This is a genomic window from Chthonomonas sp. (genome assembly GCF_035294165.1).
GTDB lineage: Bacteria > Armatimonadota > Chthonomonadetes > Chthonomonadales > Chthonomonadaceae > Chthonomonas.
In genome coordinates this window covers 1-19,394 of record NZ_DATGLN010000216.1, presented here as the reverse complement: position 1 = coordinate 19,394, position 19,394 = coordinate 1, and the positions used below count along the sequence as shown (strand labels likewise).

The following is a 19,394-nucleotide window of genomic DNA, read 5'->3' as shown; positions in this document are numbered from 1 at the left end:
CCTTATGTGTGGGGATGAAGCAAAACGCTTCTTCCATCTCTATCCTTTCTTGGGCGCCTCCGGAGTGGTTCTGCAATAGCTTTCCTCTCGAGGCGCCCGATCAACGGGTGATGACGATGGAACGGCTGGTTGTGCTTCTCCAGCATCTCCTCGACTCAACTTCTGAAGCGGACTATACCCCCCTGCAGAAGGTGCTGCACGTCGCCCATATCCTTGTGACGATGCAAGGTCAGGATGGCCTGTGGCCCGCCGAGTTCGACCTTACAACCGCCGCACCGCTTTCTGACCAAAGAAGTAATGCCCCCTTGGCACTTTTTCAACGGCTTAACACGATGCTCGCCTCCTCCGAATTCGAGCACTCTCTTCGTTATGCCCAAGCAAAGCGAAGATCGCTCTAAGAGAACACAGGCTTTTTCACAATAGGGAAATCCGTTTGCGTTTCGGAGAAGTCCTCTCCAAACAGATAGATTTGCCGTTGCGCCCCCTGCAGCTCTATCAGCAAGGCCGAACGAACGGCCAAAGGCTCTTGAAGGCAGGTAGGTGCGGCACTACCTAAAACAAGCAAGGCCGTGGAGATCGCATCTCCCTCCATCGCGCATTCGGTGACGGTTGCTGCCAACTGCACCCTCTCTATTGGACGACCGGTGCGCGGCTCAATCACATGTCCGTAGCGCCTACCATCTACCTCGAACCACCTGCCGTGCGGCGCCGACACCGATAACGCGGCGTTCTTTAACTCCGCCACAGCCACCACTTCCTGTTCATGGCCGTTAGGGTCGCGCAAGGCTACCCGCCATCCTCTCTCCCCCTCTGGCGCACCTAGCGCATACACCGTGCTCGAGCCGCCATGCAGCAGCGCGCAGGCGATTCCGTTTTCCCTCAAGCGCCGCATAGCGACATCTACGGCATAGCCCTTGCCTATAGCGCCGGGATCAAGCGAGACCCCAGGGTGAAGAAAGCGCACCGTGCTCGCCTCCTCATTCAGCTCCACTAGTTGCATCCCCACTACGGCTCGTGCCGCCTCAAGCTCCGCTTCGGAAGGCTCTCGGTTTGCCTCTCCACACAAGCGCCATAAACGCACGAGCGGCCCTACGGTCATGTCAAAGGCGCCGGCGGTAAGCAAAGACAGCCGCTTCGCGGCCTTGAGGAGGGCGAACACCTCCGGCAGCACGTAGACCGCACGTTCCGCCGCCATCCGGTTGATACGTGCCAGCTCACTGGTGGGGCGATAAATGCTTAAAAGCCCCTCGAAGCGCACGATCTCTTGGAGGGCCTCCTCTCCGGCCGCCCTCAGGTAGACCGCATCTTCTCCCAACAAAATCAGCTCAAATCGCGTGGCCATGGCATAGCAGGCCAAACGCACTTCGGGCATCGCTGCACATCCCTCATCCCAAAAAACATCTGTCCATGGGTTACAGTACCCATGGACAGCATTGGTTTATTCGAAAAGTACCGTTTAGTTAGATAAGGCGCAGCCGTTCGGTGTCGAAAAGCACCTCGCGGTTCTCGCGATAAGCTATTTCGCCCATCCCGATGGCTACCTGCACCTTCGCCGCCAAATCCACGTTGGCGTTGGGTACCTTCGTGCGATCGCGCACACAATCGAGGAAGTTCTTTTCGTGGTTATCTATCGCCTCGCTGGCGCCCGGCACATGCTCATTGAGCGGGTCTACCTGGTCGGCATAGGGCGACTGTGGAATGATCTGGATGTTGCCGCCTCCAAACATCGCGAACTCGATGGTGGCCTTGTTGGTGCAGATCGTCGGGGTATAGCCGTGGTCGTTGTTCGTAGAGCCGGAAAGGACAACCGTGAACTGCGAAGGATATTCGATGATCATGTGCACGGTATCCGGCACTTCACGGTCTTTCTGCAGCAGTAAGTCGCCGGCAGCCACTACGCGCCGAGGCCATTCGATCTTTCCGATGGCGATAAGGAAGGGCGCGAGGACATGCGGAAAGAGGTCGCTCTGAATGCCGGCTGAGTAGCTCCAGTATTTACGCCAGCGGAAGAATCGGTCTTTGCTGAATGGGTGTTTATGCCTGCAAGGCTGCTCGAAGATATGCCAGTGGGTATTTTCCTCGGTAGCTTGCGGCTCCAACGGGTAGTAATCCCACTCACCGCTTGGCGTGTTGCGGCAATAGGAGCCACGTGCCCAAACAACTTCACCGTACTTCCCGGAGTTTATCAGCTCCGCGATGCGATGGTAGGTCGGATCAGTTGCCCCCTGCGTTCCCATCTGCAGCACGCGTTTGGTGCGCTCCACCGTCTCTTTAATCTTGAGGGCCGGCTCGACCCCCTTACAGAGCGGTTTCTCCACATAGACATCCTTACCCGCCTCCAAGCAGTCTATCGTCTGTTGTGCGTGCCAGTGCTCTGGAGTCGTTATCCAGACCACATCAATCTCCGGGTGCTTTTCCAACATCTCTCGGTAGTCAATGTGGCACTGACTGTCCTTGAGGCCGATATGTTGCTGTGCGTCCTGCAGGTGAACGGTGTATATATCGGCGATGGCCACATACTCTACGTTCCACTCCTGCGCGTGCTGCATGAGGAATCGGGCATGCACCCCGCCCTGCCCCTCCCAGTGCGGCCCGATATGGCCGATGTGGATGCGGTCGTTGGCACCAATAACCCGCGCCATTCCGGCAGCAGTAGAAGGCATGTAGGTTTTTAGTGGCTCCGCCGCAGCGCTTACCGCCTGAACCCCTACAGCCCCTCCGACGGCGGCCCCCACGGCGGTTTTAAGAAAGTCACGGCGTGAAGTGGCACCGTCCGTCTTGTCTGTACTCTTCATAGACTAATCCTCTCCTCTAGCTTGCTTGGTATGAAGTTTTTCTGTGCTTATAACTTCTAGCTCAGTTGGAACCATTCCTGCTTGAACTCAAGCCGCGATCCGTTGACGATGGCTTCATTGGTCTTGAGCGCCGCCACCGTCGCCTGATAGCCCTCCAACGGGCCGGCCTCAGAGGGCTTGCCGGAATGGATGCTATTCACAAAGGCTTCCAGAGCATGGTAGAGCATGGTTTTTGTGGGGTCTTCCTGTTTGGCTTGGGAAGGCATCTGCCCCAGCGCCAGCAGCTTGGTGGCATCGGCGACGAGCACCACTCCCACATCATCGCCCACCGGTTCCTTGCGGGCATAGACGATCCAGCCCTCTAGGGGTGCATCCGCCTCGTTAACCATCCACGCTTTGTCACCACGAACCAAGATAGCCGACTGAGACCCCATAAACAGATTGTAGCTATCATCGAACGAGTTGACAAGGGTGATGTCGTACACGAGATTTACCCCACCCGGATATTCGATGATGGCCTGCACCGTGTCTGGAACTTCGCGCCCATCCTTCCAAAAGAGCACCCCACCTCGGCCGGTGGCCGCAACGGGCAGCCCCCCCACATACCAGCTTGTTAAGTTGATACCGTGAATACCGATCTCACCCATAAGCCCCGGGGAAATGGCCTTATCTAAACGCCAATTGATCTCCTGTTGGCGCTGTGGGTCGGGTGCAGCCCGTCGCCAGCTCGTTTTCTGATGCCACTGCGAGCGACAAGCCGCTATCGTGCCTAAGGCGTTGGAGCGAATGAACTTATAGACATGTAAACTTTGCGGGTGAATCCGCTGTTGAAGGCCTGCTTGGAATATCAGCTTCGGAGCAGCACCCTGCCCCGCCAGGGCTATCGCTTTGGCATCGTCTAGGGTGTTTGCTATAGGCGCCTCGCAGTAGACGTGCTTGCCGGCCTGCAACGCATCGAGCACGATCTGCTTATGTTGGTGTGTGGGGGTAGCCACTACCACCGCCTGTACGTTTTTATCTTCCAATAACTGTCGGTAGTCGCTGTAGGCAGCGGCCTTTGGAGCTGCCTCCTGAGTCCGTTTCAAAAATGGCTCATAAATATCGCAGATGGCGACAGGTGGCAAAGTCGCCAGATGGTTGAGGGTATTGACCACTTCCCGACCTCGCTCACCCAAGCCGATAACACCACAGCCTATCGGCGGCCCCGAAGGCGCATCGCCGGCAGCGGCGTTGGCCTCCTGCGCAAATAGCGCAACAGGCTCGGAAGAAAGCCCGGCCACTGCCAATGTAGTTAACGTCGAACTCTTTAAAAAGTCTCTTCGATTCATCTTGCTCTTTCCTCGATTAATCTCCTACCTTTTTGAAACGCTTATCCGTTGACACCGGAAAGAATTCCTCCTAAATATCCCGTTACCAGCATGCAAACCAACACGACTACCCCCATCACCCAGTAAAAGGCCGATGGGGAGGAAGCCGTGGCTTTTTGCTTGACCCGTAAGCCCACCAGACTCCAAAGAAGAAGGGTGGTCACTGAAGCGAACACGAGATGATATAATACCGTGCCTTTCAAAGGCTCTCCATTAAGGACAAATTGCCATGCCAGCAAACCCGTGATCATCGTGAACGGCGCCATAATCGCGGCCCCAAGAAGGTTATAAAATGCGGCACGATAAAGCGCCTCATTTTGTTTTTTAAGCCCAAACAGATCAAGCACAAGACTAAAAACGAAAAGGGCTATCGGGAAATGAACCAGTTCCGGATGGTGCGCGTGGGGCGGAAAAAGTATTTTTTGCACCAGGCTCCCTGCGGAAGTGGCTCCGGTGGCGCCTCCTAGAACTGCATGATCCTGACCATTGGATATATTACCATGCAAACGCCGTGAAGAGCTACCTGCTGATGTGCCGGCTTTTTTAGCGCCATCCGGATGACTATGTGGGTCTCCTGGCAGTGTGTCCGCAGCGAACTCCTGCGCATTTGTGTAGCCATCCCCGTCCGAATCGAGATTGTCAATGGAATGTAAAATGGCCGGGGTCAGCATAGTCGCGCCGGCGCGCTCTAGGGCACGCTTTACATCTTTCCCATAGGGGTTACGCTCAGGCGGGCCTGAGGGGACATGACATAGCGTGCAGTTTTTTGCGGCGTTATAATCCGTGCTGCCTGGCGCCAGATGATAGGTCTCGATGACGATCGGTGGAAACTGAGGTCGCGCCCATGCGTTCGCCAGAGGAACCACACTAAAGAGTATCAGCCCTATGAGAACTCGTGCAAACAACCAAGCAGCTCTTCGTATTTGTGCTGTATTCGACACCAACTTTCCCTAGTTGAGGACTAAAATCGGCTCTATTCCCTTCTGTAAGATGCCGATTTCCGAAAAATGTTACGGAAAAAAGCGAAAGGGGCGTTCCTTAAGGCGGAACGCCCATCCATGTCAATCTTCGGGTCGCTCTATCCCCCATGATGACGAATGATGCGTCGTGCCCCACGATAGGCATGGGCATAGTAGCTCTCGTCGAGGCTATCTATACGTACCCCGCCACCGCCACGACGGCTAGAGGCATGAATGAACCGTCCATTGCCGATATACATCCCTACGTGAGATATCCCTGGCGTCACCGTGTGGAAAAACACAAGGTCGCCGGGTTTGAGGTCTTTACGGCTTACCGGTTTGCCCATATGGAACTGCTCCGCCGCGTTGTGCGGCAGATCGATCCCGCGCTTTAGGTAGAGATAGCGCACAAAACCCGAACAGTCGAAGCCGTCCCTGCCCGACCCACCGTACACATAGGGAGTGCCACGATACGCGAGGGCCGACCGAACTAGGCCGGAACGGAGAGAGGCATGAGCCAACAGCGTGTGATCGGAACCGATGGCAGAGTGCCGTTCATGATGTCGCCGATGCGACACCTTATGATAGGCGATCTGCTGCGTGTGATGGTGCATGTGTCTTTCTGCTAAATGGGATAGATGCTTCGAGTGCACTCTTGCTAGGCGCTCGGCCGGATGCGCGCGATGCCTTTTCGCCTCGCGTGCAATCTCCTCGCGATGACGACGGGCCAACTGCAGAGTACGCGCCTCATGGCGGTGGAGGTGCGCCATTTGGATATTGGTTGGAACGCGCAGATAACGGGCTTCAACCCATCCCCAGGCGCCGTTATGAAAGGCGATCTGCGCCCAACCGCTCCGCTTAGCCGTCACAACAACCGGCGCATCGTTATCTAGTAGCGCCGTGCGGAGGTAGCTGCGTCCCGGCCCAAGCCGCACACATATCTGGTCTCCATGAATGAGGCGCGGCGCATGGAATTGGCCGGCAAGATGAACCCTCTTTTCTGGAGGTGGCACCAATAACATCGCCCCATCGGGCACATGACGCATGTCCTTTATATGATTGAGGGCGAGGAGGTCGTGGAGCGTACAGTGGTGGCGATGCGCGAAGGCCGTTAGTGTTTCATTATGCTGAAGCGGCTCACGGTGGAGAGCCAAAGCAGGATGGGCAGCAAGACTACCAAAGAGCGCAGTAGCCGAAACCGCTGCCGGCATCCTCCTTCTCAGACGTCTGCTCAATCTCGTGAACTCCCTTTCTTGAGGATTGTCGCCCTATAGAAATCGCTTTCATTAGGGCGCGTTTCGTTCGAGAGAAAAGGCACCAAACCCCTTCTTCCGGCGTTTAGGCACGCGAATATGCGCGGAATTTGGCGTCTCGGAGAACTTTCTTCTTGGAGATCGCAGCGCAGTGCGAGTGGATTACCCCCTGCACCCCTAAAGAGGCAACGCTAACTGCTATTGTGCCTCTTCACTCTTAGCTTGTGGCCTCGATGGAGCTATTTTAACCCAAACTCTCTTTCTTGTCAACCCTCAAATTTATCCCGCTATCTAGAAATCTTCGGTAAATTAGCTCCTTCTCTCCACCCGGCGTAGCTCTTTATGCTTCTTCACCCTATCGCTATGCTCTGGCAACGGCGGTGGCGATGAGCGACTCGAACACTCCGCGCCCGTCCGTTGAGCCTAATAATCTCTCCACAGCCCGTTCCGGATGCGGCATTATACCGAGCACGTTGAATGTTTCATTTGCGATACCTGCGATGTTATCCATGGAGCCGTTCGGGTTTTCCGACGGACCGGCGTATCGAAAGAGAATGCGCTCTTGGCGATTCAACTCCTCTAACGTCTCGGGGCTACATACATAGCGCCCCTCACCGTGCGCAACAGGAATTCGAACCTGTTGCCCCACGCGATAGGCGCTTGTGAAGGGCGTGCTGGCGTTCTCAACACGCAGTGTTACATATTTACAAACAAAACGGCAACCGATGTTTCTTACCAACGCCCCCGGCAGTAGGTGGGCCTCACAGAGAATTTGAAAGCCGTTGCAAATTCCCAAGACCGGTTTTCCTAGTTCTGCATGTCGCCTCACTGCCTCCATAATGGGAGCAAAGCGCGCAATCGCACCAGCACGCAAATAGTCGCCGTACGAGAATCCCCCCGGCAGGATCACCACGTCAAACCCTTTCAATGTGCGCTCGGCATGCCAAACATACTCCACTGGGCAATCAAAAACATCGCGCACCGCAAAGTAGGCATCCTGATCGCAGTTTGAACCGGGAAACTGTACGATCGCAAACCGAGGCTTTGCCCCCCTCACTCGATGACGCCGCGCTGTGGAAGTGGCCGTCGTCATACTTTAACCTCCTCTATCTCAAAACGATAGTCCTCTGTCACCGGATTGGCCAAAAGCCTATCGCACATTTCGCGAATGCGATTTTCCAATGCCTGGCGGTCGTCCCCCTCCAGAGATCCAACTTGCAGTTCTAAATACTTGCCGATGCGAACCTGCTCGACATCCGTATAACCCAAAGAGTGAAGGGCCTCTTTTACTACCCTTCCCTGAGCATCCAACAGTGTTGGCTTTAATGTCACGATCACCTTAACCTGAGGCATCTTCTCTCCTAATCTGCTTTTAGGCGTTGCTGCAGCTTTTCGCTAAGCTCTGCGTCCTCCATCCCCTGTATGCGTACCACTTTTTCCCGTGCTGTCGTGCCGGAGACGAGTTCCATGTGCGACTTGGGAATCTCCAAGGCTTCGGCTAATAGAGCCAGTAAAGCTCGATTGGCCTCCCCTTTCACCGGCGCGGCCGTTACGCGAACATACAGCTTGCCCTCCTCGTAGCGGTCAATGCCATTGCGGTCGCTCCGAGGTGTTAAGCGGATTTTTAACATAGTGTACCCTTTAGAGGCTCTTCCTGTCGGCATCACACTGCATCTTTCTCCTATTCTCCCAGAAACCCTCTTCCATCGCCTCGGCCTGTGGCTTAGCGAGCGCTTACTGAAATCAAATACTACCCCACCCCATCCATATCTACGCCTCTCAATCACTCCATAGAACCATCTTTTTGGGTAATGCGCTTACCTGCGTTGGGCAGAGTTCCTTCGGGTTACGGACAAAGAGGGTGTCATCGCCGTATGACCACCAAGGGAGACCGTTCTATAGAGGAGTCGTTGGCGTCTTGGGTAAGGCGTCATGCTCTCTTCTCTTGCTCTTTTTTGTGGAATAGGGTAGATTCTGCACAGAAGAAACCATTTGATTTGAAAGGATAATGTTCTTGTGCTCCGCTTTTTGACAGGTGGTGAATCGCACGGCCCTTCGCTCTCCGCTATTATCGAGGGGTTGCCTGCTAACCTGCCCATTGACCTCGATGCGATCAACAAACAGCTAAAGCGTCGCCAGGGTGGATACGGCCGTGGAGCGCGGCAACAGATCGAGAGCGACACGGTCGAAATCCTCTCCGGAGTGCGCTACGGGCGCACGATGGGCGGCCCAATCACCCTGCTTGTGCGCAATCGTGACTGGGAGAACTGGCGCGAACGCATGTCCATCGCTCCAGTTGAAAATCCAGACCCGCCGGTTACCCGTCCACGTCCTGGCCATGCCGACTTCGCCGGCATGCTGAAATATCACTCGAACGATTTAAGAACCATTCTCGAACGCTCCAGCGCCCGCAACACCGCCGCCCTCGTGGCGCTAGGCGCCATATGTCGTGCCCTGTTGGAAGTCGCCGGCATCGAGGTGCTGAGCCACGTTGTGGCCATCGGGGGCATCCATGCCCGTTTTACCCCACCGATAGACTATCATGCGATAGCGGCACGCGCCGAAGAGTCTCCCGTGCGATGTGCCGACCCCGTCGCAGAAGCCCAAATGATCGCGGCCATTGATAAGTGTATGCAGGAGGAATCGCGAGATACGCTCGGAGGCATTTTTGAGGTCGTCGCCATTAACTGCCCTCCGGGACTAGGGAGCTTTGTACACTGGGATCGGAAACTCGACAGCCGACTAACCGCAGCCGTTATGTCCATCCAGGCCATTAAAGGGGTGGAGATCGGCATGGGGTTCGGGGTAGCAGAGGTGCCCGGCTCTAAGGTCCATGATGAACTGTTCTTCGAGCGGTCTGCCGGCTTTCTACGCGGTACAAACAACGCAGGCGGCATTGAGGGCGGCATGACCAACGGTGAGCCTGTTGTGGTGCGTGCCGCGATGAAACCGCTCTCCACGTTGCCCACTCCCCTGGCATCGGTAGATATGCAGACACATCAGCCCGTTAAAGCGCACTTCGAGCGCTCGGACGTTTGTGCCGTGCCTGCAGCGGCCACTATCGGCGAGGCCATGGTCGCCCTCACGCTGGCCGATGCGCTTCTCGAAAAGTTTGGAGGCGACAGCGTCGAGGAGTTTCAGTATAACCTTAATGGCTACTTGGATGCGATCCGCGCTCGCGGCTGGCAACCACACCATGCTTGCTGAAACACGTACCGATCACCGGCCCAACCTAGTACTTATCGGGTTTATGGGCACCGGGAAAAGCACCATCGGGCGCCTTTGTGCGCGCCGGCTCGATATGGAGTTTCGCGATAGCGACGCCCTCATCGAGCAGCGCACCAATCTTTCTATCCCCCAAATCTTCGCGGAGAAAGGCGAGCCTTGGTTTCGTCGAATAGAACGTATTATTATCGAGGAGCTGGCCTCGCATCGAGGTCTGGTCATTGCAACCGGTGGAGGCGTTCCATTAGACTCGGACAACGTCGAGCGACTCCGTGCCTCCGGTCTGCTCGTATTGTTGACGGCGCATCCTGATGTCATTCTCGAACGCGTGGGGCAGGTACACAAACGCCCACTCTTAGCACAAGGTGCCGACCCGAAGCAGCGCATTCGTGCACTTCTGGAAGAGCGTGAGGCTGCCTATCGCAAGGCAGCCCATTGCGTGGTAGATACCTCTCATAGCAGCCCAGAGGAGTCGGCTGAGAAAGTCGTTCTGCTGTATAAAGTGACCCAAGGTGGTTAGAGAAGGAGATAGCACCATCGAAACACGCAGAAACGTTCCCGTCCATCTCGGAGAACGGGGCTACCATATTACCATTGGCGCCCAACTGATCGCATCGGGCGATGCGGCCGACCAGATCGCAGCCATCGCCAAAGGAGCACGCGCTGCCATCGTAACCCACCCAAACCTTCGCGCTCTCTACGGGGAGACGCTGGCCGCCACACTGCGTCTACGTGGCTGCGACCCTATTTTCTGCGAGGTAGAGGAGGGAGAGACCTTCAAACATTTGGCCACCGTCGAAAGGCTTTATCAGCAGTTCGTTGAGGCGCAACTCGACCGGCGTTGCCTTATCATTGCCCTAGGAGGCGGCGTCATCGGCGACACGGCAGGCTTTGCAGCGGCAACCTATTTGCGAGGCCTACGCCTTATTCAAATCCCCACGACCCTGCTCGCACAAGTAGATGCCTCCATCGGCGGGAAGACCGGGGTTAACCTGCCGCAAGGCAAAAACCTGGTGGGGGCCTTCTATCAGCCATCGCTTGTGCTCGTGGACATCTCCACCCTCAAAACCTTGCCTCTTCGAGAGCTACGAGCCGGTTTGGCCGAAGTCATCAAATACGGTATCATTTATGATCTAGCGTTTTTCGAGGAGACCTATCAGGCTCTCCCCCAACTCTTGAACTACGAGGTAGAGGCGCTTACCAAGGCAGTTGCCCGCTCCTGCGAGATCAAAGCCGAAGTGGTCGCCCAGGATGAAACGGAACAGGGGTTGCGTGCCATTCTCAACTTCGGTCATACTCTTGGGCACGCGCTCGAGGCAGCCACGGACTATCAACGTTACTTGCACGGCGAGGCCGTATCCATCGGGATGGTGGCGGCCGCTCTGGTGGGCGAGGAGATGGGGATCACCCCTCATGAAACAACCCATCGAATTATTGCGGCACTGCAACAGGCCGGCCTGCCAACGCAATTCCCAACCGAGGTGCCCCTCCCCGAAGTTCTGGAGATTATGCACCGAGATAAAAAAGTGGTTGCCGGGAAAACCCGATTCATTCTGGCCCGTGCTATCGGAAAAGTCGAGATCGTTCCCGACGTTCCAGATGCCGTGGTTCTCAGAGCGCTGGAACGCCACAGAGCGGGCAGCTTCTCGTCCTGACGTCATCCCTCGAACCATCGTCTGTGAGAGCTTCGTAAATAGAGTATGAGCAATACAGAACCGAATACATCTTTCGAGAGCATACAGGAGGAGTCACCGGCACTTCTACCACCTATAGCACGCCAGTTGCTGGTATTGGCTTGGCTCCTTCTCTTCGGTGGCCGCTGGCTCATCGCGCCCCTGCTGCAAGCCAACGGGCTGCTGGCGCCACAAACGTTGGCCGCACTCGACGAAGGGCTGCTCATGAAGCTCTATCTGGTTCTGTTTGTTATCTGCTGCACTTTGGCCGTCTGGCAGTGGGTACGTGACCTGGAGCACGGGGCACCATCCACGAAAGAAGAGGAAACGCGTGGCTGAACTATCTACCATTCAGGGCTACGAACTGCTGGAGCTTATAGGTGAAGGACCTCTCTTCGCCGTTTATAAAGCGCGCGATACGAAAACGAACCGTGTCGTCGCCCTGAAGCAGGTGGTGCCGGAGCGCGCTACCGATGCCCGTTTTCTTCAAGGCTTGCAGATCGGCCTCCAAAAAGCTCAGCAGCTTTCCCACCCTAACATTACAGCCCTCTACGATATCAAGCTGCAAGCCGCAAGTCCCTTTTTTGTCACCGAATATGCGCGCGGAACCAATCTGAAAGAGCGCATCCATCGCATCGCCCCCTTTACCGTTCCCGTAGCCGTAGACATCGCTTGTACCCTCGCGGATGCCCTGCGTGTAGCACACAGTCTCGATCTCCCCCATGGTGACCTGCGCCCCCAAAACATCATTGTGACTCCTGAAGGGGCCGTTAAGATCGTAGATTTTGGCGTCGCCGAAGGCATCGCCCTCTCTCCCTCGGCCCAGCAGGCGCTTCTCATGGCACGCGCACCTTACCATGCACCTGAGCTTTCCGTAACGCGCCCGGGCACCCCGGCTGCCGACATCTACGCCCTAGGCGCTATTCTCTACGAGATGCTGACCGGTGCCCCCCTCTACACAGCGGAAACGCCACAGGCCATTGCGGACCTGCATGCCTTCGCCGCTATTCCCTCCCCGCGTACGGTGAACTCCAGCGTACCTCGCGCGCTGGAGGGCATCACACTCAAATGCTTGCAGAAACGGCCGGAACAACGCTATGCCTCCGCCGCCGACCTGCTCAACGACCTCAAGGAGGTGCGCGACGCCCTGCGCTTTGGTAAACCGCTCTCCTGGTCGCTTGCCGATATCGAAAATCTCTCCGCCACCCCACCACGTCGTCCCACTTCAGAACCAACCGCTGCCACCCCTGTGTCGTCACCTGCTACGGCAGGCGGTGAAACTCCTCAGCCCGTGAGACCCATTGCCATGCCCTCATCCACAAATCGCCTTCGTGCCCGTGAAGAGCGCCTTTCTAGCTGCCTCCTTGCCGCTATAGGCGCCGTATCGGCCGTGATCGTGCTGCTGGTGGTGGCCTTCTATGCCGTCTACCATACCTACTGGGTCGCCCCGCCGCCTATTCACGCCCCGAATCTGGTGGGAATGAATATTGATGACGCCCAAAAGCTGGCTTCTCAGCTTCATATCCATCTCCTACTGCACGGCGATTACATGGACAAGCCACGCAACATCATCTATAAAACCGATCTTTCTCCCGGTGAGGAGATACGACCCGGCCACTATATCAACGTCTGGTACAGTAAAGGCCCAACCTATGTGAACGTTCCGAATGTGGTAGGGCTGCCACGAGACCAGGCGGAACAGAAGCTCCTGAGCGTGGGGCTAAAAGTTGGGCAGGTGATACCGGTCTATAGCAACACGGTGCCCCAGGGCGTTGTTGTGAGCCAGGATGTTTCCGACAAGAAGCGCGTGCTGCACGATACCGCCGTAGACCTTACCGTAAGCGACGGCCCTCAACCCGACTATGCCCAGCCGGCTCCCCCATCCAATAACACAACCGATAACAACTCTACCACGCCCCCACCCGATACCAACAGCTCTAACGATCAACTGCAAACCCATGAATTTAAATCTACCATCGTGCTAGAGCCCACGGCCACCAGCGGGCCAGGCCCTTGGGAGGTAAGGATATCCTATACCGATGCTACCGGCATCCCCATAGATATTATTGATGAACAGCACTACGCCGGCGATAAAGTGCCTATTGACTTTACCTACCAGGGCGATCACTTCACCCTGCGCATCTACTACAACGACCAGCTCGTATTACAGCATGTCTACTATGCCTCTCAAGCTCAATCCGATCCAAAAGGCAACACACCATGAGAACCGTACGGATTGCGCCCTCTCTTCTATCGGCCAACTTTGGCCGGCTCGCCCAAGCCGCTAAAGAGGCCGAGGAGGCCGGCGCGGAGTATCTGCATTTCGATGTGATGGATGGCCGCTTTGTGCCCAACATCACCATGGGGCCGGCGGCTTTGCAGGCCCTTCGCCCCATCTCTTCGGCGTTCTTCGACGTTCATCTGATGATCGTAGAACCGGAACGCTACATCGAAGACTTCCGCCGTGCCGGTGCCGATGGAATTACCGTACACGCGGAGGCCTGCACCCACCTCCAACGCACCCTTTCCCATATTCGCAGCTTGGGCGCGAAGGCCGGTGTCGCTCTTAACCCTGCCACCCCCCCAGATGTGTTAGAGTATGTTTTGGAAGACCTTGACCTTGTTCTCGTTATGACGGTAAACCCCGGTTTCGGTGGGCAGGAGTTTTTAGCAACCATGCTGCCCAAAATCGAGCAGGTGCACCAGCTTGTGGCGCGTGTCTCCCACCCAATAGCCATCGAGGTGGATGGAGGCATTGACGCGCATACCGCACCGCAAACGGTTGCGCGCGGTGCAAACGTGCTTGTGGCGGGAACGGCCATCTATCACCATCCTGAAGGGGTAAGTGCTGGAGTGCGCGCTCTTCGCCGCGCCGTAGAGAGCTTGCGATGACACAAGAAGATGTAAACCACCCCTCCCTCGACCTCCCTCCCTCTCCCCGCTCGCGCCGCCTGCGAACGGTTGGGGCGTTGCTCATGCTCGCCATTCTCGGCATGATCGCATTTGGGTGGTTCTATTTCCAACCTAAGCTATCGCACGCCGTACATGCGAATTCTCATATCGTACACGATCTTCGCTACCCTCCCATCCTACGAGAACATGCCCGTAAGGTTGCCCTGACGCAACTGATGTTCGGCATCTACTACTGGGCCTTCTGCTTCCTGCTGGTACTCGGTCTGCTATTTGTGGCCTGGCTTGACATCGTCGAGACACGGGTACGCGCCCTGCTTGCTCGACGCGATATGGTACGACAGATCGCCACTTCCGGTCGCGCAACATCCTCTCTTGAGGGGGAGGGCGTCGGCCTTGAGGAAGAGGAATGACCGAATCGGAACGCTGGATGCGCCGTGCTCTTCGGCTTGCGACAAAAGGCTTTACCGCCCCCAACCCCATGGTAGGCTGCGTACTGGTGCGTAATGGCGTGATGGTTGGGGAGGGCTACCATGTCGCAGCCGGCATGCCCCATGCCGAGGTGAATGCGCTACAACAGGCTGGCGAACGCGCACGTGGCGCAACCGCCTATGTCACCCTTGAACCCTGCTGCCACTATGGTCGCACCCCTCCCTGCACCAAAGCGCTCATCGCCGCCGGTGTGCGACACGTGGTGGTGGCCACTCTCGATCCAGACCCACGTGTACAAGGGCGAGGCATTGCAGAGTTGCGCGAAGCGGGCATTTCCGTGGAGGTTGGCGTAATGGAACCGGCAGCCCGCGCCCTCAATCGCGCTTTCTTCCACTTCCATGACACCGGCCTGCCTCTCATTACGCTTAAGGCGGCCATGACCCTCGACGGCAAAGTGGCGACCTCCACCGGCGATACACGCTGGATTACCGGCCCAAAAGCCAGGAACTACGTGCACCGGCTCCGCGCCCAAAGCGGAGCTGTACTGGCCGGCATCGGCACCGTGCTCGCCGACGATCCGCGCCTCGATGCGCGTCTGCCGGGTCGCCGCTTACCACGTCAACCGCTGCGGGTCATCGTAGATAGCCACCTTCGCACCCCTCCCTGCAGTGCCGCCGTTCTCCTGGCCCAACAAAACCCACACACCCAACCGTTGCTTATTGCGACCACAGCGCCAACCCCCCCGAAAGAACTTGAGGTAACCGGCGTCGAGGTCGTTCCTCTGCCCGCCGACTCCGCAGGGCGAGTAGACCTTCACGCCCTCATTCATCACCTGGCCGAACGCCAAATTATCAGCGTACTGGTAGAAGGGGGGCCCACGCTACACGAGGCATTCCTTAAGGCCGGATTGGCGCACCAGGTGATCTTCTTCATCGCCCCCAAACTTGTAGGTGGAAAAAACGCACCGACGGCCGTTGAAGGGGAAGGCGTCGCTACTCTCGCGCAAGCATGGCAACTCGGCCCATTCACCATTCGCCGTTTTGCCCCCGACATTGTTCTTGAGGCCGATATACTCCTCTGAAGTGCTTTCTAAAGCGATAACGAAGTTGGCCTGCCCACTCTGCCGCTGTGCATGGCCTCACATCGCTCTCGAAATGCCGGCTTGCCTTTACCCTACCAAACGCCACTCGCCCATCCGCCGTCGTTCTCTCTGCCGGTCGAACACACTCCATAACCACTGCAGGGTTTTGGAATTATTCCACCTACTATCACCGATGGCTTCCAATTATTGAGGCCTTACCAACTCCATCCCAAGCACCCACCCAAAAGCGCGTAGAGAAGAAAGCTCTCTCCCATCAACTTCCATGAAAGTCCATATAGTCGGCTAAGGCCGAAAATGACACGCTCTATCGAATCCGAACAACACACCGTCTCCATCAGCCGAAGATAGCTTTGGGCCTCTTGTAGAAAACGTCCCCAGCAGGCTATTAACACGGCCAAGTCGCTCTCTTGCACCTCCTTTGAAGAAAGACAGCTTCTCTATATCTGACCGATCTTTGCTTTTTAACTCGCGAAGCGGCGGCACAGACACCCTACAGGCTGAGGGCCGGCCAAGGCGATGTGGGTATAAACTGTATCCCCGTAAGCCTCGGGCATAGTCTGTCGCCTCCTCGAATGAGTGAATAACCCACCCGTTGCGTTCGATGTCACACAAACTTTCACGAAGAGGTCGTAACAGAGAAGTGTCCATCGGTTTTGCGGCTTCCAAAGGCATCTGAGCGATTTGCCACTGCAGATAATAAAGAACCTGACCTAATTCAATAAATTGACAGAGCCAGCATCGCATCAACTCCCGGTCAAAGCCCTTCAGACCCGAATTGGAGACCTCTATCCGGTGCCAAATAGGCTCTAAACGCTCCATGAGAATCTTGCTGAAAGGGATAGACCGATCCCAGTCTTCCGATCGCTCTTTTGAAAACGTTTCCTCTATGCGGATTCTCTTATGAAGTCGTCCCTCCACCGATGGAATAGACGCCGACAGGACAGTACAGTTGGCTAACACGTCATTGAAGGAGTGGGTGGCGCATGCCAAACATGTAAAATCTCTCACAAGTCGGCACCAATACAGCCAAGTAGACCTTCAGCCGCGAGCAGACGGCAACCGCTGAACGAGCGCCTCATATCTTCTCTGTGCGAGCAACCATGTTCTTGCGTTGCCGGTAGCCCTCGGTGGCAGTGTAGCCATAAGAAGCGATTTGGTGGTAGACTGCCGAATTGGGCCGAGGCCTTTGCGAAACTCGCACCCTGGCTGCCAGAGCACATCCATGAGACTAAAGCGCAGGTCGGTGAGTACCCCTTCAGAAAGTTGACACCAAGACCGACTCATTTTGTTAAACAAGGCCTCGAAGTTCTCCAATAGAGAGTAGTCGGATGTATCCCTACTTAATTTGGCCAGCGATGCACCGTCAAGGAGCTGCTCTCGACATCTCGTGCTCAGCGACGCGGTGTCATAAAACATCTGGAGCAACGGCAGCACATGCTCCCTTCTCCAGTCCCTCATATCCTCTTCCTGAACATGCATCAAATGATAGAGCTTTGAATAGACCGTATCTATCCAAATATCACGGTTCATTTGTTGCCTATCCTACCATCTACAATGCAGCTACGGGTGCAACGATTGTAATTCTTCCAGCATTTCCTGACATTTTTCAGATTAGGTTTTCTAAAATCCTCCCCAACAGGCTCCCGATTCATCACAGGACAATTCCCCACATACTCATATAAGTTTATCCCTCCTATAAACCCTATCGGGTCGCGCGTCAAAAACCTGCCTGCTCGCATCGTCTCTTTTCCTGCATTCCTACTGTCGGGTTCTGTTACGATGAACGTTCTACTGTCTCTCCAGTGTACGCAAAGCTCTTCGGGCAGCTCGTATTATGGTTGCCCCAAGTTTCCCCCGTACCTTTCCCTCGGCTATAGCACGAATGTGCGAGAGGGCCTCTTTATCTTTAAGTTTGATCAGAGCTTGTAAAAGCTCCATACTCCATGAATAGTCAGCAATGATTAAGTAAGCATATAGTAGATGTCGCAATGAACGTGACATCCAAGACAGATCTGCCGGATTTAAATGCTGCAGCAAATAGCGGGTTACAAACACAACTAGATTCGGCCTATCCGCCAAAATCGCATCTTCCAATGTCCACGAGAGAAGCGGCTTCCAGCCATATTGAACCGCAATACCTATTCCTTCCCTGAAAGAACCTGAAAAACCTTTCCAGAGTATATTTCCAAGCAAAAGCCACCCACATAAGGCCGCGTAGAAGGCAAAGTGAGAATACAGTTGAGACGGCACAGCTAAAGTTAGATTGGAATACGCGATCCCTATGCCAACACCTAGGAAGCCTAATAACCCAGGAACAGCTATACGCAAGCAGTAAAACCCGCGTCGAAGTAAGGCCCAAAAACCCAGTTGATACATCACAAGCCAGGCTGGGGGCGAATGAGTGATAGGGGAAGGATGTGGGGGAACTTGCTTCTTTAAGTAGGCAATAACTTCCTTTTGATGAGAGACGCGCTTTGGCAGAAAGATACATTTTCCATCTCCTAAAACTACCCATGTATCCTCATCCTCAACGAGAGCGAAAAGGTTTTGGATAGGGATGGTTGTCGTATTAAAGCAATGTTGCTCGACCAATTCCTCATGAGCAATGTACAAACGATAGGTTTGTAAGTGAAAAAACAGTGCTGTACCCTCCAAAATGAGTGCGAGATGCAGAGCGACGAAAAAGCAGGGAACCGCTATTCTCTCCCAGAGAAGAAGCAGCAGTAGGACAAAGAGAGAGAACCCCAATTATACAAGTTCGACGAACAGCCCAAGATACTCGATAATCGTATGCCATGCCTTGCTTTGCCTAGCTTATTGTGGTTTGGAAACTCCTAGCATACTTCTCCTGCAAGGGCACTTCCGCCTGCCCCGCCCCATCGCCATATATTCCTAAGTGGGGAAGGTGGTGTTAGCGGCAAAACCCATTTCACAATACCGCAAAACAGACAAGAAGCTATTCCTGCTGCCAGGCCACATGAAAGACATTTATAGGCATGATAAGAATTAAACCCCGTATGACATTTCAAATAGGCGTCACATATCTCTTCTAAACAGGAGGTAACAATCCCACAAACAATCCCTGCTAAACAGTTAGCTATCAGTGCGGCAGGTGGTAGAAAGGACGATAGGAGCCAAGATATAAGGAGGCTACAAGCCACACCTCCAACACAACTAGCTGCCAGACGGCACAAGATATCACCTACTGGCACACTGTTTTGGCCAGTTTCATCTGAGCCGTAACTATTAAACAAAGTTGCAATAGCGTTGGCTAAAGCAAGTCCACAGAGAATAACTCCTAGTGCTTTCGGTCTTGGTGAGGGGTTTGCATAGATAGGTGAGCCATATCCAGATGTATCATGCATCATTAGTGGGTTGTTATTCACATACTCATACAGGTTTATCCCACCCTCAAACCCTATCGGGTCTCGCGTCAAAAAACGACCCGCCAACACATCATAGTATCTAAAACCCCAATAAACACAAACCCGTCTCCCAATCCGTAAGTAGTCCGCCCCCCATAACCCACTGTAGGGATCTTGAGAGGCTGTCGGGTCACTGCTCGCTACCTTCCGCACACCATACCCGTCAAACAGGTAACTCGCTACCACATTCCCACTCCCTGCATCTACCTGCTGGCTCACGTTCCCCTGACCATCCGGCGTGTACAACAACACC

22 protein-coding genes are annotated in these 19,394 nt (G+C 55.2%); 9 read left to right on the top strand and 13 right to left on the bottom strand.

Features of this window, described 5'->3' with window-relative positions; all coding sequences use genetic code 11:
* The first annotated feature begins 14 nt into the window (after positions 1-14).
* Entirely contained in the window at positions 15-398 is a 384-nt protein-coding gene (locus VKV29_RS12165) for a hypothetical protein (protein WP_324201582.1), read from the top strand.
* Here VKV29_RS12165 and VKV29_RS12160 read toward each other — a convergent pair.
* The 8 genes from VKV29_RS12160 to VKV29_RS12125 form a co-directional block, all read right to left on the bottom strand.
* Positions 395-1,372 carry an FAD:protein FMN transferase gene (locus VKV29_RS12160; protein ID WP_324201581.1) on the bottom strand — a complete coding sequence of 326 codons (978 nt, stop codon included), beginning with the start codon at positions 1,370-1,372 and terminating at the stop codon, positions 395-397. The two genes, VKV29_RS12165 and VKV29_RS12160, sit on opposite strands and share 4 nt — an antisense overlap.
* A gap of 88 nt (positions 1,373-1,460) precedes the next feature.
* On the bottom strand, positions 1,461-2,795 hold the full coding sequence (locus VKV29_RS12155) for a Gfo/Idh/MocA family oxidoreductase (protein ID WP_324201580.1): 1,335 nt from the start codon (positions 2,793-2,795) through the stop codon (positions 1,461-1,463).
* Between the two features lie 56 nt (positions 2,796-2,851).
* The gene (locus VKV29_RS12150; protein ID WP_324201579.1) at positions 2,852-4,123 is read right to left on the bottom strand and encodes a Gfo/Idh/MocA family oxidoreductase; all 1,272 of its coding nucleotides are present in this window, start codon (positions 4,121-4,123) and stop codon (positions 2,852-2,854) included.
* Between the two features lie 41 nt (positions 4,124-4,164).
* The gene (locus VKV29_RS12145; RefSeq protein WP_324201578.1) at positions 4,165-5,067 is read right to left on the bottom strand and encodes a DUF2231 domain-containing protein; all 903 of its coding nucleotides are present in this window, start codon (positions 5,065-5,067) and stop codon (positions 4,165-4,167) included.
* 173 nt (positions 5,068-5,240) lie between these two features.
* The gene (locus tag VKV29_RS12140) at positions 5,241-6,332 is read right to left on the bottom strand and encodes an SH3 domain-containing C40 family peptidase (RefSeq protein ID WP_324201577.1); all 1,092 of its coding nucleotides are present in this window, start codon (positions 6,330-6,332) and stop codon (positions 5,241-5,243) included.
* A gap of 403 nt (positions 6,333-6,735) precedes the next feature.
* Entirely contained in the window at positions 6,736-7,467 is a 732-nt protein-coding gene (gene purQ, locus VKV29_RS12135; protein WP_324201576.1) for a phosphoribosylformylglycinamidine synthase subunit PurQ, read from the bottom strand.
* The gene (gene purS / locus VKV29_RS12130) at positions 7,464-7,727 is read right to left on the bottom strand and encodes a phosphoribosylformylglycinamidine synthase subunit PurS (protein ID WP_324201575.1); all 264 of its coding nucleotides are present in this window, start codon (positions 7,725-7,727) and stop codon (positions 7,464-7,466) included. Before purS ends, purQ begins: the two co-directional genes overlap by 4 nt.
* A gap of 8 nt (positions 7,728-7,735) precedes the next feature.
* Entirely contained in the window at positions 7,736-8,038 is a 303-nt protein-coding gene (locus VKV29_RS12125) for a DUF167 family protein (protein ID WP_324201574.1), read from the bottom strand.
* 352 nt (positions 8,039-8,390) lie between these two features.
* On the opposite strand from VKV29_RS12125, the gene aroC reads away from it, so the two are divergent.
* From aroC to ribD, 8 genes are read left to right on the top strand one after another with little or no spacing between them, the layout of a single operon-like run.
* Entirely contained in the window at positions 8,391-9,581 is a 1,191-nt protein-coding gene (gene aroC / locus VKV29_RS12120) for a chorismate synthase (RefSeq protein ID WP_324201573.1), read from the top strand.
* On the top strand, positions 9,571-10,119 hold the full coding sequence (locus VKV29_RS12115; protein WP_324201572.1) for a shikimate kinase: 549 nt from the start codon (positions 9,571-9,573) through the stop codon (positions 10,117-10,119). The genes aroC and VKV29_RS12115 overlap by 11 nt, the downstream gene beginning before the upstream one ends.
* Positions 10,112-11,254 carry a 3-dehydroquinate synthase gene (aroB, locus tag VKV29_RS12110; protein ID WP_324201571.1) on the top strand — a complete coding sequence of 381 codons (1,143 nt, stop codon included), beginning with the start codon at positions 10,112-10,114 and terminating at the stop codon, positions 11,252-11,254. The genes VKV29_RS12115 and aroB overlap by 8 nt, the downstream gene beginning before the upstream one ends.
* Positions 11,255-11,299: 45 nt before the next feature.
* Positions 11,300-11,611 carry a hypothetical protein gene (locus VKV29_RS12105; protein WP_324201570.1) on the top strand — a complete coding sequence of 104 codons (312 nt, stop codon included), beginning with the start codon at positions 11,300-11,302 and terminating at the stop codon, positions 11,609-11,611.
* Positions 11,604-13,496 (top strand): protein kinase domain-containing protein, encoded by a 1,893-nt coding sequence (locus tag VKV29_RS12100; RefSeq protein WP_324201569.1) that lies wholly within the window; start codon positions 11,604-11,606, stop codon positions 13,494-13,496. Before VKV29_RS12105 ends, VKV29_RS12100 begins: the two co-directional genes overlap by 8 nt.
* On the top strand, positions 13,493-14,164 hold the full coding sequence (gene rpe, locus VKV29_RS12095) for a ribulose-phosphate 3-epimerase (RefSeq protein ID WP_324201568.1): 672 nt from the start codon (positions 13,493-13,495) through the stop codon (positions 14,162-14,164). The genes VKV29_RS12100 and rpe overlap by 4 nt, the downstream gene beginning before the upstream one ends.
* The gene (locus tag VKV29_RS12090) at positions 14,161-14,595 is read left to right on the top strand and encodes a hypothetical protein (protein WP_324201567.1); all 435 of its coding nucleotides are present in this window, start codon (positions 14,161-14,163) and stop codon (positions 14,593-14,595) included. The genes rpe and VKV29_RS12090 overlap by 4 nt, the downstream gene beginning before the upstream one ends.
* A complete protein-coding gene (ribD, locus tag VKV29_RS12085; RefSeq protein ID WP_324201566.1) occupies positions 14,592-15,695 on the top strand; it encodes a bifunctional diaminohydroxyphosphoribosylaminopyrimidine deaminase/5-amino-6-(5-phosphoribosylamino)uracil reductase RibD in 1,104 nt (367 codons plus the stop codon). Before VKV29_RS12090 ends, ribD begins: the two co-directional genes overlap by 4 nt.
* 215 nt (positions 15,696-15,910) lie before the next feature.
* Here the strand turns inward: ribD and VKV29_RS12080 are convergent, their stop codons facing one another.
* From VKV29_RS12080 to VKV29_RS15400, 5 genes are all read right to left on the bottom strand, one after another.
* The gene (locus VKV29_RS12080) at positions 15,911-16,114 is read right to left on the bottom strand and encodes a hypothetical protein (RefSeq protein ID WP_324201565.1); all 204 of its coding nucleotides are present in this window, start codon (positions 16,112-16,114) and stop codon (positions 15,911-15,913) included.
* 640 nt (positions 16,115-16,754) lie between these two features.
* A complete protein-coding gene (locus tag VKV29_RS12075) occupies positions 16,755-17,246 on the bottom strand; it encodes a hypothetical protein (RefSeq protein WP_324201564.1) in 492 nt (163 codons plus the stop codon).
* Positions 17,243-17,455 (bottom strand): RHS repeat domain-containing protein, encoded by a 213-nt coding sequence (locus VKV29_RS15405; RefSeq protein WP_414647355.1) that lies wholly within the window; start codon positions 17,453-17,455, stop codon positions 17,243-17,245. The genes VKV29_RS12075 and VKV29_RS15405 overlap by 4 nt, the downstream gene beginning before the upstream one ends.
* 49 nt (positions 17,456-17,504) lie before the next feature.
* Positions 17,505-18,308 carry a hypothetical protein gene (locus VKV29_RS12070; protein WP_324201563.1) on the bottom strand — a complete coding sequence of 268 codons (804 nt, stop codon included), beginning with the start codon at positions 18,306-18,308 and terminating at the stop codon, positions 17,505-17,507.
* Between the two features lie 242 nt (positions 18,309-18,550).
* Positions 18,551-19,294: an RHS repeat-associated core domain-containing protein gene (locus VKV29_RS15400; RefSeq protein ID WP_414647356.1), complete on the bottom strand. Its 744-nt coding sequence runs from the start codon at positions 19,292-19,294 to the stop codon at positions 18,551-18,553.
* Positions 19,295-19,394 lie beyond the last annotated feature (100 nt).